Origin of the sequence: Actinoplanes sp. NPDC051343 (assembly GCF_044455125.1) — a bacterium.
Lineage (GTDB): Bacteria > Actinomycetota > Actinomycetes > Mycobacteriales > Micromonosporaceae > Actinoplanes.
On the sequence record NZ_JBITEL010000018.1, the window covers coordinates 60,613 to 77,033 of the forward strand.

A 16,421-nucleotide genomic window follows, 5' to 3' on the forward strand; every position below is an offset into this window, starting at 1 on the left:
GGAGAGCCGATGACCTCGAACGCTTCGGAGTCCGCCGTCACGAACCGCCGTGTCGTCGGTCTGGACGGCATCCGCGGCATCGCCGCGCTGTTCGTGGTGCTGCACCACACCTATCTGATGTCGTACCCGACCTATCCGGTCAACTCCGGGCCGCGGGGGCTCATCTGGCTGATGTACGGCCATCTCGCCGTCGTCGTGTTCATCGCGCTGTCCGGCTTCTCGCTGGGCATCGGGCCCGCCCGGCGCGACTGGCAGCTGGGTGGCAAGGGCCGCTTCGCGTGGCGCCGGGCCTGGCGGATCCTGCCGCCCTACTGGGCCGCCCTGGTCTTCAGCCTCATCATGTGCTGGACGGTGGCGGCCGAGCCCGGCTCGGCCGAGCCGAACGCCAAGGCGGTCGTCGTCTACGGCCTGCTGCTGCAGGACGTCTTCGGCTCCCCGGTCCCGAACGGTGCGTTCTGGTCGATCGCCGTCGAGGCGCAGCTGTACATCGTCTTCCCGCTGCTGCTGGTGATGCTGCGGCGGGCCGGTGCGGTCGCCATGGTGGCCGCGGTGACCATCGTCGTCACCACGGTCGGGGTGCTCGCCCCACACGTGTCGGCGGTTCACCTGCTGATCCGGCTCACCCCGCAGTTCGCCTCGCTGTTCGCGCTCGGCCTGGCCGCGGCGGGCATTCTGCGGGCGAGCGACCGGGTACGCAACCTGCCCTGGCAATGGTTCTCGCTGGCCGCCTTCGTCCCGGTGCTGGTGCTGCTGATGGTGCAGGGCACGGTCTGGTTCAACGACAACCAGTACTGGGCCGACCTGGCCCTCGCGCCGGCGATCGCGTGCTTCCTGGCCGCCGTGGCGACCGGCCGCGCCCGCTCGGTGCGCTGGCTCCTCGACACCTGGCCGGTACGCCGCCTGGGCACCTTCTCCTACAGCCTCTACCTGATCCACGCGCCGATCGTGGTCGCGGTCAGCGAGAAGATCGTCGGCCCGCACTTCGCGCCCGGCCTGCCCCGCTTCCTGCTGACGCTGGCGATCGTCCTGCCGCTGTCCCTGGTCGGGGCCCGCTGGTTCGCCGCGGTGTTCGAGATCCCGTTCCAGCGGTACCGCAGCTGGGCGGCCCTCAGGGACGCGGCCCGCAACCGGTGGCGCCCGGTCCCCGCAGTTCCCGCCGAGGCTCCGGCGGCCACGGCCACGGCCGCCGCCACTGTCGCGGTCGCCACCGCCGAGCCGGACCGGTAGGCCCGCACAGAACAGAGACCCGGCGTCCCCCGAGGGGGAACGCCGGGTCTACCGAACGGCACGGCCCGGACGGTGACGAAGTGCCTGCCCCGGACGCGGTTGCCCGCGTACGGGGAACTCCGGGGGTGTCAGAGCGTCGGTGTGACGTTGCCGCCGTTGGACCACTTGTTGTTGTGCCAGACGTTGCCCGGCCCGTCCATGTTGTAGCTGCTGACCGGGCCGTAGTCGGCGCACTTGCCGTTCTTGCCGCGCTCGAAGACGTTGTCGGTGACGACCACCTTGTTGGCGTGCGGGAACGGCTTGCTGGCCGCGTCGCCGCCGTAGAAGCAGAACGACGAGCCGGTGTTGGCGCCCAGGAAGTTGTCGTCGATGACCACGTCGGAGATGACCGCGAAGTCGCCGAGCAGGTTGAGGTCGCCGGTGCAGCCCTGGCCGTCCGGGGTGACCGGGGTGTCACAGACGATGGTGTTGTGACGGATGCGGATGTTGTGGCCGCCGTTGGAGAGGAACCCGCCCAGGTGCCAGTCGGTGCCCGGCTTGATCTGCTGGCCGTGCAGCCACGAGTCCTCCACCGTGCAGGTGATCGCCTTCTCGCCGCACTGGACGCTGGTGATGCCGCCGTAGATGTTGCTGCGCAGCACGGTCATGTTGCCGTAGCTGACCGCCGGGTGTTCCTGCACGCCGGCGTCGACCTCGGAGTCGGCCAGCGTGTAGGACCAGCGGTCGGAGCCGGGCACGTCGCTGTCCAGGAGTACGACGCCGTTGATTTTGCTGCGCTTGATGGTCACGTCGGCGGCCCGCACCACGATGTCGCAGCTGATCTTCTTGGCGTCGATGGTCGTGCCGGCCTTGGTGATGGTGCACGGGCCGTGGTAGTCGCTGAGGCTGGTGCCCTTGGGCACGCCGGTGTTCGAGCCGTCGGGCCGGCCGCCGGACGCGTTGCGCGGGACCCCGCCGGTCGGTTTGGACGACGGCTTGGCGGATGAGGGCGCCGCGCTGGGCGAGGGCGAAGCGGACGCGGTGTCTGACGGCAAGCCGGAAGGCAGCAGGGTGCTGCCGGCCGCCTCGGGCGTCGTGGAGGGCGCGGCCCGCGGCGAGTCGCCCCGCGTCGCATAGGCATAGCCGCCGAGCAGGAGCAGCAGCAGGGCGCCGAGCAGCAGCGGGATGCGGGCGCGGTCGCGGCGGCGCGGCGGCTCGGGGCTGGGGAGCTCGGAGGTGCCCGAACCGGGGTAGGGCGGGTTGGGTTCCATCACGCCTCCGTCCGCTGCGGGTGACCGTTGACAGGTGCGAGCATGGGAACGACTCCAGCCACGTGGTGTTTCGGACGCCGGAAGATGCCGGGCAGGGCTCGGTCGAGCCCGTCCCGGCGGAAGACCTCCCGGCGTAACGGCAAGGGGCCGCCTAGCCCTGCGGCCCGGCGGCGAGCAGATTGACCAGGAACGCCACCGTGGTCGGCGCGGCGGAACGGCTGCCGTCGAAGACCCCGTCGAGCCAGCCCCGGTCGAGGATCGGCTGGTCGTAGAGGGCCTTGGCGGCGGACGGCTCGGCCCGCCAGTGCGCCAGCACCAGTTCGGCCATGCCGGCCGCCCCGAGCTGCGGGTTGCGGCCCTGCGTGAGCCGCTGGCGCACCTTGCGGGCCGCCTTGCGGGCGGTGACCGTGGCCAGCGACAGCCGGGTCGCCGCGCCGCGCCGGCCGAGCCGGGCCGGGACCAGGCCGGAGTCGAGCGGCATCCGGGCGAGTTCCGGGTCGAGGCGGCTCATCAGGCGGCCGAGCAGCAGGGAGTCGCGCTTTTCGGACGGGGCCACGGCCAGCGCGAGCTCGATGAACCGCCGGTCGAACATCGGGTTGACGGCCAGCCGGCGGACCGCGGCGACCGTGCCGTGAGCGCCGGACCAGCGGTGCATGCGGTGGTAGAGGTAGAACTGGTCGGTCGCGCGCAGCCAGTCGCCGGAGTCGAAGAGACCGGTCAGGGTCTCGACGGCGCCGTCGCGGGCCTCGGTGCGGAACGCCGGGGCGAGGGCGGCCTCCTCGACCGCCTCGTTGGCCATGATGCGCCACTGGGCGAGCCGCTTGACCAGCCGGGGCGAGGTCTCGGCGCCGGACGGCTGGCCCGCGTAGTAGAAGCCGCGGGCCACCTCGCCGCCCAGGCCGGAGAGCCGGTAACCCTGGTCGAGGTGTGCCTCGGTGAGCAGCAGCGGGGCCAGCGCCATCGGGCTGGCCAGGCACTCGAGTGCCTCGGCGGCGGCCAGCGAGACGGCGTGCGCGTCGGCCGGGGTGGGGTGCTCGTCGTCGAGGCGGCGGGCGTCGTGGCGCAGCCCGTAGCGCTGGCTGATCCGGGCCGCGATGACGACGTCGGGGTGGCCCGGCTCGCCGAGGGTCAGGGCGGTCAGGCCGTGGCGCAGCTTCTCGGGGATGGCGCCGAGCAGGATGCGGGAGTCGTGGCCACCGGTCAGCTGGAGCACCGTGTCGGGATGGGCCCGCAGAAGGCTGCTCTGCAGGCTCAGCAGGATCTCGGCCATCTCGGCCACCGCGTCGTCGACCGAGGGCACCGGGCCGGTCAGGGACAGCGGCTCGGCGTACGTGCGGAGTGTCGCCTCGCCGTCGGCGAGGGAGACGATCGAGGCCGGCGGCAGCGCACGGACCCCCTCGAAGATCGTGCGGTCGCCGACCTGCCAGCCGATCATCGCCTGGGCGGCCAGCCCGGACCGGTCCAAGCCGCCGCCTGCGAGCAGCGAGAGTGCGCGGGCGCTGGTCGAGACGGCCGCGATGCCGTCGCCGCGCCACCAGTAGAGCTGGCGGTAGCCGAGCCAGTCGCCGGCCAGCACGACCGGTCCGCCGGCCCGCTCGCGAACCGCGGCGGCGAACGGCGGCAGCAGTCCGGCCAGCGGCGCGCCGGCGGCGATCAGGGCCGGCAGGTCGGCGGTGGCGGGCTCGCTGTCACGGGTGCGCAGCAGCTTGCTGAGCCGCACCGTGAAGGCGCCGCCGGGTTCGCCGAGGAGGTCGGCTGGGTGGCCTTCGTCGGCACCGGCGAAGGCCACCCAGCCGCCGGGCGACTCGTCGACGCGCCGCACCTCGGTCTCGTGGTCGGAGAGGCAGGCCAGCACTGCCTCCGACGGGCGCGGCAGGCGCGCGACGGCATGGGGCGCGACCGAAACCGCGAGAAACGCTCTCATGGCACCCCAAGCTAGTGAAAGCGCTCAAGGACCCCCATCGGTCGGTCGGGCAACCGACCGTGCCGCATCGGTCGGCGCTCGAGGGCCGTGGCGTTCTGAGCCCGGATCGGAGGTCAGCGGGCCGTCGCCAGGCGGACGAGCTTCTTGCTGCGCCGGCGGACCAGCTTCCACTGGCGGGCCAGGTACATCTTGCGGATCGCGGCCATGGCCTGACGGCGCTGCTCGGCGGTCAGGTCGGTGCGGCCGTTGACGTAGTCGGCCGTCTCACGGGCCTGCAGGGCGTTGCGCATGCGCCACTGCCACCGAGGCACGTTGAGAAGCCGGCCGAGCTGGGCCACCGAGTCGTCGGCCCAGTGCCGGTGCGCCAGCACCTCCGGCAGGTGGCCCCACGGGCCGGCCAGCGCGAGCTTCCCGGCGAAGATCTCGTCCTCGTGCAGCATGTTGCGGCGCGGGAGGGCGGCCACCACGTCGCGCCGCATCATGCCGTACATCGGGTCGATCATCAGGTGGCTGGCGTTGAGCAGGCGCATCAGCTCGCCGAAGCGGACGGCCGGGTCGTCGGACCGCAGGGCCGTGCTTTCGTACGGCTCGGTGGCGACCGTGCCGTCCTCCGCCGTGTACGAGATGCCGGTCGTGACCAGGATCAGCCGCGGGTCGGCGGCGAACTCGGCCAGGCAGCGGCTCGCGAACTCGGGCTCGAGCCGATCGTCGTCGCCGATCCACCGGAAGTAGCGACCGTGGGCGGCGTTCATCGCGAAGATGAAGTTGGGCAGCAGCCCGATGTTTTCCGGCTGCCGGTGGTAGGCGACGCGGCGGTCGGCGCGCGCCAGCTCGCGGCAGACGTCTTCCGTGTCGTCGGTCGACGCGTTGTCCGAGATGACCAGCTCGATGTCGGTCTCGGTCTGCGCGAGGATGGAACGGATGGTCCCGGCCACCTCGGGGCCCGCGTTGCGGACCGGCAGGCAGATGGACAGCACCGGCTGGGCATTCGACATCAGGACTCCCCTCATCGGGGTCGGAAGTGTGGGGGTCAGCCGCACCTTATCGCACCGTGCCGACAAGGCAACCACTGTCATTAACCGGACCGTCACAATGACAAATCGGTGCGGGCGGCCGGTCGTCCCAACAATTCTGTCCGAAATAACGAGGCCATGCCGACCGTCGCAGTCGCGGCCATTCGGCCGACCGTTGGATAACCGTCACAAGCGTGGCCACGTTCCCGGCCGCGTCCGTAGGATGACAATTCCCCGGGCGGCGGCGCATCGGGAAATCTGGACTGGAGACGTGATGGCGAACCCGTTCCGCTTCAGCACCGCGATGCCCGCCCTCACCGGGTCGGTGTCGCAGTGGCGCGACAAACTGCGCCGCATCGAGGATCTCGGCTACTGGTCGGTGGCGGTCTCCGACCACTTCACCGCCGGCTGGGTGATGGACCCGCTGATCGTCATGACCGCGGCCGCCGAGGCCACCACGACCCTGCGCATCATGCCGCTGGTGCTGGCCAACGACTACCGCCACCCGGTACTGCTGCACAAGGCCCTGGCCACGCTCGACGTGCTCTCCGGGGGCCGGGTGGAGATCGGGCTCGGCGCCGGCTGGATGGAGAGCGACTACCTCGCGGCCAACATCCCGTACGACCCGGCGCCGGTCCGCATCGAGCGGCTGGGCGAGTCGGTCGAGGTGATCAGGGGCTTGTTCGGCGACGCACCCTTCTCGTACGCGGGCAAGCACTACCGGATCACCGAGCTCGACGGGCTGCCCAAGCCGGTGCAGAAGCCGCATCCGCAGCTGCTGATCGGCGGCGGTTCGCGCCGGGTGCTCGAGCTCGCCGGGGCGGCCGCCGACATCGTGGGTATCAACCCCGTGATGCGCCGCGACCGCGCCGACGGCCTGGCCCTGCTCGACCTCAGCTCGGAGGGCGTGGGCAAGCGCATCGCGATCGCCCGCGCCGCTGCCGAGGCGGCCGGCCGCGATCCGGACGCCCTGCGCTATCACACGTCGATCCGGTCGGTCGACATCAGCGACGCCCCGGACGCCCGGCCCTGGGTGTCCAGCATGGCGTCCGAGGTGACCGATCCGGCCGTTCTGGCCGACTCCCCCGCGGTGCTGCACGGCACCGTGGCATCCTGCGTGCAAGCGCTGCAGCAGCGGCGCGACCAGTTCGGCCTCGACTACTTCCACTTCGGGGGCGATCCCATGGCCGCGGCGCCGGTCGTCGCCCGGCTGGCCGGCCGCTGACCTTCGGGAGGAACCCCTTTGTCTCGTCTGTGTGATGCGTGCGGCGAGAGCACGCTCGTGACCTTCGCCGATCTCGGCGACATCCCGGTGCTGTGCGGCGTGCACTGGGCCGACGCCGGGGCGGCCGCCGCCAGCCCGGTCGGCCGGATGACGCTGGGCTACTGCCCGTCCTGCGCGTACGTGCGCAACCTGGCGTTCGACCCGGCGGTCATGGTCTACGACACGACCATGGACACCAACCTGCACCACTCGCCGGCGTTCCAGGAGTTCTCGGCCGGGCTGGTCAAGCACCTCGCCGGGCGGTTCGACCTGGCCGGCAAGCGGGTGCTCGACGTGGGTTGCGGGCAGGGCGAGTTCCTGCGCGAGCTCTGCCACATCTCGGGCAGCACCGGCGTCGGCTACGACGCGATGTACGCCGGCCCGGAGGGAACCGACCCGTCGGGAGCCGAGTTCCACAGTGGATACGCTCCGCGCGGCGAGGCGCTGCCCGAATTCGACATGTTCACCTCGCGGCACTGGTTCGAGCACATCGACGACCCGTACGAATTCCTGGCCGACCTGCGGCAGCAGGCCGGCACCCGCCCGGTGTACGGCTACCTGGAGGTGCCGGACGCCGTCTACGACATGTCGACTGCCGGCTGGGAGGTCATCTACCCCCACGTCTCCTACTTCGACGCCTACTCCCTGGTCCGGATCGCCGAGCGGGCCGGCTGGCGGGTGGAGGACACCGGCACCTGGTTCGGCGGCATGTTCCGCTACATCGAGCTCTCGGCCAACGTCGACGACCGGCCGCGCCTGGGCAGCGAGCCGATTCCCGGCCCGGCCGAGCGGGAGCGCCAGCTGGCCGCGGTCGCCGGCTTCCAGGAGCGCAACGCGTCCGAGCAGAAGGCGTGGCGCGACCGCATCGGCGAACTCGTCGCGCGGGGCGCCCGGCCGGTGCTGTGGGGCGCGGGCTCGCGGGGCGTGCAGTTCCTGACGTTCGCCGACGCCGACCGGCGCCTGGCCGCCGTGGTCGACGTCAACCCGCGCAAGTGGGGCCGCTATCTTCCGGTGACCGCCCACCGCGTCGACCCGCCGGAGACGCTCACCGAGCTGAAGCCCGACGCGGTCATCATCACCAACCCGTCCTATCGCAACGAGATCGCCGAGGAGTTGCGCCGGTTGGGTGTCACGGCCGAGCTTCTGATCGCCTGATCACCGCGTACCGGAAAAGGCCGAGCCAAATGGCTCGGCCTTTTCCCGTCCGAAAATCCGTCAGACCCCGGCGGTGTCGTATTCGCCGATCAGCGAAGCCGGCAGGCGCTCGAGATCGGTGGCCCGCATGAAGTCACCCAGGTTGGTTCCGGTGCATTCCGAGTCGACGTTCGGGGCGCCGTTGTGTGACTCGACGTCGCGCCGGTTGACCACCCGGAAGTCGATCGAGAACCGGGTGCGGCCGGACGTGTTCGGCACGGTCGTGTGCAGCTGGGCGCCGGAGAAGATGAGGATGCCGCCGGGCGGTGTGATGACCCGGATGTCCGGCGTGCGCTCGACCTCCTCCTCCGCCTCGGGCTGCTTGCGCGTCTCCATGTCGATCTGGGAGGCCGCCGCGGCCCGGCTGTTGGCCACCCACTCGGCGTAGTTGTAGTCGCGCGAGCTGTTACGCACCCCGTTGCCGAAGTAACGCGGGTGGAACGCCATCGCGTTGTCCTCGGCCACGTCATAGACCGGGATCCAGTAGTTGAGCTGGGAGAACGGGGCCGAGAACCAGGTGTCGCGGTGCGGCTCGAACTGCAGGGTCAGACCGGCGTTCAGGTATTCGCTGGTCATCGTGCGCAGCCGCGGGACGTCGAGGTAGGCCTCCTCGATGTCGATGCCGAGGTCGGCCAGGATGCCGCCGACGAGTTCCTTGCTGCGCGCGTGGTTGATGAACGTCGGCTTCAGATCGGCCAGGACGTCGACGTAGGCCTGCTTCTCCATGTGGTGCTGGGCATCCGGCGGGAAGTGCGGCGCCAGCGCCTTCTCGGCCATCTCGCGGGCGAAGGCGACGAGCTCGAGCGAGTGTGCCGTCGGCGAGTAGACGAACAGGTCACCGCCGAACAGCTTCTGCCGGCGCTCGTCGTCCGACATCGTCGAGTCGTAATAGAGAACGGTCATGATCCCCCCTCGGATCCGAGCGTCAGCGATGCCTTGTTGCAGTCGAAGGCCTCGGCATAGCGCGACCGGCACTCCATGCCCCGCAGCCGCGCCAGTCCCAGGAAGACCTCGTCGTCCCACCAGTCCCGCCCCTTCTGGGACGGGAACGACGCGTGCAGCAGCTCGACCTTGCGACGGGCGATCTCGTCGGTCAGCGGGAGGTAGGTGTTGCGCCGGGACAGGTCGCCGTCCCATTTCGGGATCTCGTAGTGCAGCACCAGCTGGTCGCGGAAGACCGTCGGCGCCAGCTCGGCGAGGAGCCGGTGGTCCTGATGGGCGTCGTTCTGCGCCGGGCAGATCACGAGCTGGGCGCCCGGGAAGGTGGCCGCCGCCTCGTGCACGATGTTCTTCGTCGCGTTCCAGTGCGCGGGCAACCGGCTGTCCGGCAGGTCGTGCAGCGCGAAGGTCAGCTCGGCGCCGGGCAGGAAGGCGGCCGCGGCCGCGCGGGCCTCGGCCTGACGTTCCGGGCTGCCGGTGCAGAGCACGTAGTGGACCCGCAGGCCCGGGTTGGCCTCGGCCAGGCTCAGCAGCAGGCCGCCGGCCGCGATCTCGATGTCGTCGGGGTGCGCGCCGACCGCGATCATCGACCGCACCCCGGTGAGTGAGAAGCCGAGCATGTCCTCAGCCGACGAGTTCGGAGACGGTCAGCGCGGCCTTGCCGTTGTGGGTCGGGTCCCACAGCATCCACGGGCACTGGCCCCGATGGAACATGTCCTCGAGCTCCGCCCGGTCCTTGAACGTGTCGGCCGCACGCCAGAAGCCCTCGTAGCGGTGCGCGAGCAGCTTGCGCTGCGGGATGAGGCGATCGAAGGCGTTCGGCACCATGTCCTCGCCCTCACGCAGCTCGTCGAAGATCGTCGGCCGCATGACGAAGTAGCCGCCGTTCTCGTACTGCATGAGGTCGGTGACCGCGCGTACCCCGGTGACCTCGCCGTTGTCCGCGATCTCCACCACGTGGTGGGTCGAGACCGGCGGCACGGCCAGCATGCTGGCGACCGCCTCCGGCGACCGCTGGAACCGCTCGATAAGCTGGTCCAGCGGCGCGTCGGTGAGCGTGTCGGCGTAGTTGGCCAGGAAGATCTCCTCGTCCTGGACCAGCGAACGGACCCGCATGAGCCGCTCACCGATCGACGAGCTGAGCCCGGTGTCGATGAACGAGATGTTCCAGTCGTTGATGTCGGTGCTGTGCAGTTTGATGTCGCGGCCACCGGCCGTCATCGTGAAGTCGTTGGACTGGGCCTCGTCGTAATGAAGGAAGTAGTCCTTCACCGCCGACGCGCCGTAGCCCAGGCAGAGGATGAAATCCTTGTGGCCGTAGTGCGCGTAGTAACGCATCACGTGCCAGAGCAGGGGTCGGTCGCCGATCATGTTCATCGGTTTGGGCGCGCTGGCCGGCCCCTCACGCATCCGCATGCCCAGGCCGCCGCAGAACAGCACCACCTTCATGTCACACCACCTCGAGCGACGGGATGGGGAACACCAGCTTGCCGCCCCACTCACGCACGTAGCTCAGCTGCTCGCTGATCTCGGTGCGCAGGTTCCAGGGCAGCACGAGAACGTAGTCGGGGCGGTCCTCGGCGATCCGGTCCGGGTGGTGGATCGGGATGTGCGTGCCGGGAAGGAACCAGCCCTGCTTGTGCGGGCTGCGGTCGACCGTGTAGCTCAGGAGGTCGGACCGGATGCCGCAGTGGTTGAGAAGCGTGTTGCCCTTGCCGGGGGCGCCGTAGCCGACCACGGTCTTGCCCTCGGCGCGGGCCTGCATCAGGAAGCTGACAAGGTCACGCTTGATGCCGAAGACCGCCTCGGCGAAGCCGGCGTGGCCCTCGAGCGTGTGCAGCCCGGCTTCCTCCTCGGCGGCCAGGACCGCCTTGACGTTCGCCGACGGCTCACCGGCGGATTCCGCCGGGCGGGCGTGTACGCGCAGCGAGCCGCCGTGCGTGCTCAGCTCGTCGACGTCGACCACGACCAGGTTGCTGGTGGCCAGTGCCCGCGAGGCGGTCAGCAGCGACAGGTACTGGTAGTGCTCGTGATAAATGGTGTCGTACTGATTGCGCTCCATGAGCCGCAGCAGGTGCGGGAATTCGAGCGTCACCAGGCCGGTCGGCTTGACCAGCGCGGCCAGGCCGGCGGTGAAGTCGACGATGTCGGGCACGTGGGCGTAGACGTTGTTGCCGGCCACCAGATCAGCCCGGCCGTACGTCGCGGCCACCTTGGCGCCGGTCTCGGCGCCGAGGAACTCGACCTCGGTGCGGATGCCCTTTTCCCGCGCCACCACGGCGATGTTGCCGGCCGGCTCGACGCCGACGACCGGGATGCCCGCGGCGACGAAATGCTGCAGCAGGTAGCCGTCGTTGCTCGCCACCTCGGCGACGAGCGAGTCGGGGCCCAGGCCCAGCCGCTCGGTCATGTCGTCGGCGTAGCGCTTGGCGTGCTCGACCCACGACGTCGAGTACGACGAGAAGTAGAGGTAGTCGGAGAAGATGTCCTCACCGGCCACATAAGCCGGCAGCTGCACCAGAAGGCAGTTGCTGCAGGTGCGTACGTGCAACGGATAGAACGATTCCTGGCCGTCCAGCTTGTCGGCCGGCACATAGCTCTCGCACAGTGGCGACATGCCGAGGTCGACGAACGTCTCGGTCAGTGGTTCACCGCACAGTCGGCAGCTAACCGCGGTCATCTGGCCCCCTCCATCTACCGGATCGACGCTCAACCTAGTGGCATGGCTCGATCCGCTGGCCGCAGTTGCAAGTAAGCCGACAGCGGCCACTCAACTGCCTTCCGGCAAAGGATTTTCGGTACGCCCGTTGCGGGGCGCGGCCAAGAATATGGCCGCGCCGCGACGCCGGTCTGTCGGGCGTTCAGACAGTCACGACAGACCGACGAACGGTTACTTCGACTTACTGCCGTTCTCGCTGCCCACCCATTCGGAGGGCAGAACGGTACGAACGTCGGAAGAGTCGGCCGGGGCGTCCTCGTTGCCCTCCGCCGGGTTGTTGCCGTGCCGGTCGGTGCCCTCGTCGCCGCCGTCCTCGGCGCTCTGCGCGTTGGCTGAGCGGTAGGTGGCGGCGGGCGAGCGGCGCTGCTGCTTCGGCGGCGCCGGCTTTACCACCGAGGAGGTGCGCTTGATGATGATCGCGGTGCGTTCGAGCGACTCGGGTGGAGCGGCCCGCAGTGCGTTGTCGGCCTGCTCGCCGTTGAGCCGGTTGCCGACCCCGGACCGGGCCATCGGCACCTTGCTGCTGCCGTTGCTGCCGTTGGTGCTGCCGTTGGTGCCGGCCACCGCGCTCGCGGGTTCGGTGGTCGGCGGCGGGCCGTCGTCGGCGCCGAAGCCCTCGGTCGCCACGCGCTTGCGGCGCCGGCTCCGCTGGATCGCGTCGATGCCCACCGTGCCGCCCGCGGTGAGGATGAGTCCGGCCGCGGCCACCGCGAGGATCGCCCGCTTCTGCTTGCTGCGCGAGGGAAGCAGGTTCTGCCCCGCGTCGAGCCGCTGCGTGGCGATGATGTCGGCGTCACCGACGCCGGCGTTGCGCTGCAGCGACTCGGCCGCCGCCCGGAGGCGGCTGACGACCAGGTCGGTGGTGGCCCGCGCGTCGGACGGCGTCGTACCGACCACCTCGACCGTGACGATCGGGTTGGGGTACGTCATGGTGAGAGTGAAGTTGTCGGTGTGGTTGGTCTTCTTCAACTGTTCGAGGAAGCCCTGATCCTGCGTCGCGTAGATGGCGGCCTGGCCGAGCGTGTTCAGGCCGAGCTGGTTCCACGGGTTACGCAGCGTCACGTTAGGGTTGTCGGTCGCCCCGATTTTGGCCGGGATGAGCTGCACGTACGAGGTCATCGCGTAATCGGGCTTGGCGGTGAACGCGACGAACACCGTCCCGCCTATCGCCAGCAGCAGCAGCGGTAGAGCGATCTTCCATCGGCGAAAGATGAGCACAGTCAGATCCCAAAAGTCCAATTTGCGTCTCTCTCCGGGAAGGTTCACCTTGCCGCGATGGTGATCGACATCCCGCAGAAGATGTAGACCACCGTCGTCCGAGGAGCCATCGGCCACCGAGATCGAGGATACGACCCGGACCAGGGTAACTCTGTCCCCCTACATCAGGGACAAACGGATCATCGCGGTCTCGCGCCTTGGACGTCACCGGCAGCCCGGACACAGCACAGGGGCCGTACGGGTGAGCGTGGGTGGTCCGAGCGGTTCGGCCAGCGGATGTGCATAGGCCGTTATGGCCCTCCGACCGGGGCGGATGTCCGGGATGCCGGATCTTGAAGAGATCCTTTGTGGAGCCTTAAGAGGTAGTCAAATATCCGACACAGAAAGAGATGGATCTACTACCGTCCGTGTTCCCGTACGCTGAACCGGTCAAAGCGCCCTTGGAGGTCCGGGTGAGCCGTTTCGTCGACGACGTGATCGCCACGGCCGGGCGTGCTCGCACCGGCATGGTGACGGGCGAACCCGACGAGCCCTTCCGTCGCACATGGACCGAACTGCACGAGTTGTCCCGCCGGATAGCCGGTCGGCTGGCCGGGTCCGGGCTGAAGCCCGGGCAGGCGGTGGCCGTGCTCGCCGGGGCGCCGGTCCAGATCGCGCCGGTGGCCCAGGGCATCTGGCTGGCCGGCGGCAGCATGACGATGCTGCACCAGCCGACCGCGCGCACCGACCTCGAGGTGTGGCGCGACGACACGCTCCGGGTCCTCCGCATGATCGACGCCCGCACGGTCGTCATCGGCTCGCCGTTCGAGCCGATGGCCGCGGTGCTCGAGGCCAACGGCATCGGCTACCACCTCGCCGACGACCTGGCCACCGGCGGCAACGACTTCACGCCGGTCGAGACACCCGAGGACTCACCGGCCCTGCTCCAGCTCACCAGCGGCTCGACCGCCGAGCCCAAGGCCGTCCGCATCACCCACCGCAACGTCTGGTCCAATCTCCGCGACGCGGCCGAGCACCTGCGCAGCGACGAGACCGGCGTGATGGTGTCGTGGCTGCCGATGTTCCACGACATGGGCATGGTCGGCTGCTTCCTGCTGCCGATGATCAGCGGGATGGAACTGGTCAGCGTCACCCCGGCCGACTTCCTCAGCCGCCCGCTGCTCTGGGCCGAGCTGATGAGCCGCCACCGCGCCACCATCACCACCGCGCCCAACTTCGCGTGGGCGGTGCTGACCCGCCAGCTGGCCCGGGTGCCCGACGGTGCGCTCGACCTCTCCTCCCTCGAGGTGGCGGGCAACGGCGCCGAGCCGATCGACCCCGGCACCATGCACGCGTTCACCACCGCGGGCGCCCGGTTCGGCCTGCGGCCGGAGGCGGTCCAGTGCTGCTACGGCGCGGCCGAGAGCACGCTGGTCATCTCGCTGTCGGAGATGGCCGACCCGATGCTGCTCGACGTCGTCGACGCCGACGCGCTGGAGAAGGACGCCCGGGCGACGCCCTCCGAGGCGCCGTCGGGCGTCCGCCGGCTGCCCAAGCTGGGGCGCCCCTGCAAGACCGTCGAGGTGCGGGTGGCCGGCGACGACGGCCGTACGCTCGGCGACCGCGAGGTCGGCCGCATCATGCTGCGCGGCGACTCGGTCACCGACGGCTACCTGACGCCGGCCGGCTACGAACCGGCCCGCGACGAGCAGGGCTGGCTCGACATCGGCGACGAGGGCTACCTGGTCGACGGTCAGGTGGTGGTCTGCGGCCGGCGCAAGGACGTGATCATCATGGGCGGCCGCAACATCTATCCGACCGACATCGAACGAGCGGCGGCGACCGTGCCCGAGGTGCGCAGCGGCAACGTCGCCGCGGTCCGGCTGACCGCCGGCGACGACCGGGCCCGGGAGTCGTTCGCGGTGCTGGTCGAGTCGCGGGCGGCCGGCGACCCGGAGGCCGAGGAGCGGGTCGGCCGGGAGGTGATCTCCCGGATCGTAGCCGAGATCCACGTTCGTCCCGCCGCGGTGAAGGTGCTGCCGCCCGGCTCCCTGCCCAAGACGCCGTCGGGCAAGCTGCGCCGGACCGCCGCCCGCGACCTCCTTTGAGGCGGCTGCTGGCCGCGCTGGCGCTCATTGCCGCGACGCTCGGCGTCATCCTTCTGGCCGGCGACGGCCACGGCCTCCGCCGTACGCACGTGACCGCCGACGGTGTGCCCCTGTACGAGGTGCACCCGCCGGCCGGGCCCGGGAAGCGGCCCGGTGTGGTGGTGGCGCACGGGTTCTCGGGCTCGGCCGAGCTGATGGCGCCGTTCGGTGACTCGCTGGCCACGCAGGGCTATGTGGTCGTGCTGCTCGACTTCGCGGGACACGGGGCCAGCACGACTCCCCTGCCCGACGACGCGGCGGCGACCGACGCCTCGGTCGATGCGCTGCAGCACGACCTCGACGTCGCGGTGGCCCGGCTGCGGTCGCTGCCCGACGTCGACCCGGCGCGGATCGCCCTCGTCGGGCACTCGATGGGCGCGACCGAGGTGACCCGCTATGCGGCCGCCCATCCGGCGGTCGGGGCGACGGTCGCGCTGTCGCTGCCCGGTTCGTCGGTCGCGCAGAGCTCCCGGCCGGCTCATCTGCTGTTGCTCTACGGAAGCCTGGAGTTCCCGGGGTTCAAGGCGGCCGCGGCCGATGCGGTGGCGCACGGCGGGCCGGACCGGCGGGCGTCGGCGGTGCCCGGGGTCGAGCACATCTCGATCCTCTATGCGCCGCGCGCGCACCGGGCGACCGTGGAGTGGCTCGACCGGAACCTGGGCGGCCTGTCCGGCTCACGGCCGCTGCCGTCGCCGCTGCGGCGGATCGGCGGGGCGGCGCTGCTGACTTCGGCGTTTCTGCTCGGGTTGTACCCGATCGCCGGTTTGCTGACCGGCGGCCGGGTGCGGACAACCGGGGCAGGCGGCCGGGTGCGGACAACCGGGGCAGGCGGCCGGGTGCGGACAACCGGGGCCGGCGGCCGGGTGCGGACAACCGGGGCAGGCGGCCGGGTGCGGCTTCTTCGGACCGCCTCGGCAGCGGGCGTGGCCGTCGCGGCGGCTGCCGTCGCGGCTCTGGTCGCGCCGCGGCTGCCGACCGAGCGGCTGCCGATCGCCATCGGCGGGTTCATCGCCGGTTACACCACGGTCATCGGGTTGGCCCTCACGGCGTACGGGATCTGGCGCGAGCCGGCGACCGCGAACGGTCGCGGCGGGCGGCTGGTTCCGCTCATCGCGTACGCGGTGGCCGCCATCGCCCTGCCGACGAGCCTCGGACTGACCCACGCGGTGCCGGTGGGACCCCGGTGGTGGCTGATTCCGGTGTTGTGGGCGGGGTTCGCGGTGCTCGCCTACGGGACCGAGCGGGCGACCGCCGGCCACCCGCTCGGCGTGCCCGTCATCGCGGCGGTCGTGGTGGGGGCACTGACCGGCGCCGCCGTGGCCGGGCTCACACACGGGTTCGTGCTGCTGGCCGTGCCGCCGTTGGTGCTGCTGTTCGGATGGCAGGCGCTGTGGAGCGCGGGGCTCAACCGGCTCGGCGCACCGGCCTGGCTGATCGCCGCCGTCGGCTCGGTCGTCGTCGCCTGGCCGCTCGGCATCGCCCTGCCACTCGTCGGGTAGCGGAAAGGTCGCCCTCAGCGGATCGGTGGCCCGGCCGATCGGATGGTC

At 70.7% G+C, this 16,421-nt stretch carries 13 protein-coding genes; 5 read left to right on the forward strand and 8 right to left on the reverse strand.

The window, feature by feature from the left end:
* Positions 1-9 precede the first annotated feature (9 nt).
* The gene (locus tag ACIA5C_RS42215) at positions 10-1,227 is read left to right on the forward strand and encodes an acyltransferase family protein (RefSeq protein ID WP_396065684.1); all 1,218 of its coding nucleotides are present in this window, start codon (positions 10-12) and stop codon (positions 1,225-1,227) included.
* A 128-nt stretch (positions 1,228-1,355) separates the two neighbouring features.
* Here the strand turns inward: ACIA5C_RS42215 and ACIA5C_RS42220 are convergent, their stop codons facing one another.
* The 3 genes from ACIA5C_RS42220 to ACIA5C_RS42230 form a co-directional block, all read right to left on the reverse strand.
* On the reverse strand, positions 1,356-2,477 hold the full coding sequence (locus ACIA5C_RS42220) for a hypothetical protein (RefSeq protein WP_396065686.1): 1,122 nt from the start codon (positions 2,475-2,477) through the stop codon (positions 1,356-1,358).
* Between the two features lie 151 nt (positions 2,478-2,628).
* Complete coding sequence (locus ACIA5C_RS42225; protein ID WP_396065688.1) at positions 2,629-4,401, reverse strand: hypothetical protein; 1,773 nt, start codon at positions 4,399-4,401, stop codon at positions 2,629-2,631.
* 113 nt (positions 4,402-4,514) lie between these two features.
* Positions 4,515-5,396 (reverse strand): glycosyltransferase family 2 protein, encoded by an 882-nt coding sequence (locus tag ACIA5C_RS42230; protein ID WP_396065690.1) that lies wholly within the window; start codon positions 5,394-5,396, stop codon positions 4,515-4,517.
* 292 nt (positions 5,397-5,688) lie between these two features.
* Here ACIA5C_RS42230 and ACIA5C_RS42235 point away from each other — a divergent pair, with 292 nt between their 5' ends.
* Both ACIA5C_RS42235 and ACIA5C_RS42240 read left to right on the forward strand, forming a co-directional pair.
* Positions 5,689-6,639, forward strand: coding sequence for a TIGR03621 family F420-dependent LLM class oxidoreductase (locus ACIA5C_RS42235; protein ID WP_396065692.1), 951 nt, complete (start codon positions 5,689-5,691; stop codon positions 6,637-6,639).
* Between the two features lie 57 nt (positions 6,640-6,696).
* Positions 6,697-7,833 carry a class I SAM-dependent methyltransferase gene (locus tag ACIA5C_RS42240; RefSeq protein ID WP_396065694.1) on the forward strand — a complete coding sequence of 379 codons (1,137 nt, stop codon included), beginning with the start codon at positions 6,697-6,699 and terminating at the stop codon, positions 7,831-7,833.
* A 60-nt stretch (positions 7,834-7,893) separates the two neighbouring features.
* Here ACIA5C_RS42240 and ACIA5C_RS42245 read toward each other — a convergent pair whose 3' ends face one another.
* From ACIA5C_RS42245 to ACIA5C_RS42265, 5 genes are all read right to left on the reverse strand, one after another.
* Positions 7,894-8,775 carry a phytanoyl-CoA dioxygenase family protein gene (locus tag ACIA5C_RS42245; protein WP_396065696.1) on the reverse strand — a complete coding sequence of 294 codons (882 nt, stop codon included), beginning with the start codon at positions 8,773-8,775 and terminating at the stop codon, positions 7,894-7,896.
* Positions 8,772-9,431 carry a PIG-L deacetylase family protein gene (locus ACIA5C_RS42250; protein WP_396065698.1) on the reverse strand — a complete coding sequence of 220 codons (660 nt, stop codon included), beginning with the start codon at positions 9,429-9,431 and terminating at the stop codon, positions 8,772-8,774. Before ACIA5C_RS42250 ends, ACIA5C_RS42245 begins: the two co-directional genes overlap by 4 nt.
* A 4-nt stretch (positions 9,432-9,435) precedes the next feature.
* Positions 9,436-10,260: a glucose-1-phosphate cytidylyltransferase gene (locus ACIA5C_RS42255; RefSeq protein WP_396065700.1), complete on the reverse strand. Its 825-nt coding sequence runs from the start codon at positions 10,258-10,260 to the stop codon at positions 9,436-9,438.
* A gap of 1 nt (position 10,261) precedes the next feature.
* The gene (locus tag ACIA5C_RS42260) at positions 10,262-11,491 is read right to left on the reverse strand and encodes a methyltransferase domain-containing protein (protein WP_396065702.1); all 1,230 of its coding nucleotides are present in this window, start codon (positions 11,489-11,491) and stop codon (positions 10,262-10,264) included.
* Between the two features lie 210 nt (positions 11,492-11,701).
* Positions 11,702-12,748 carry a hypothetical protein gene (locus tag ACIA5C_RS42265; protein ID WP_396065704.1) on the reverse strand — a complete coding sequence of 349 codons (1,047 nt, stop codon included), beginning with the start codon at positions 12,746-12,748 and terminating at the stop codon, positions 11,702-11,704.
* A gap of 452 nt (positions 12,749-13,200) precedes the next feature.
* Between ACIA5C_RS42265 and ACIA5C_RS42270 the strand changes: the two genes are divergently transcribed.
* The gene (locus ACIA5C_RS42270; protein WP_396065706.1) at positions 13,201-14,835 is read left to right on the forward strand and encodes a fatty acyl-AMP ligase; all 1,635 of its coding nucleotides are present in this window, start codon (positions 13,201-13,203) and stop codon (positions 14,833-14,835) included.
* Entirely contained in the window at positions 14,832-16,373 is a 1,542-nt protein-coding gene (locus tag ACIA5C_RS42275; RefSeq protein ID WP_396065708.1) for an alpha/beta hydrolase, read from the forward strand. The genes ACIA5C_RS42270 and ACIA5C_RS42275 overlap by 4 nt, the downstream gene beginning before the upstream one ends.
* The last annotated feature ends 48 nt before the right edge of the window (positions 16,374-16,421 follow it).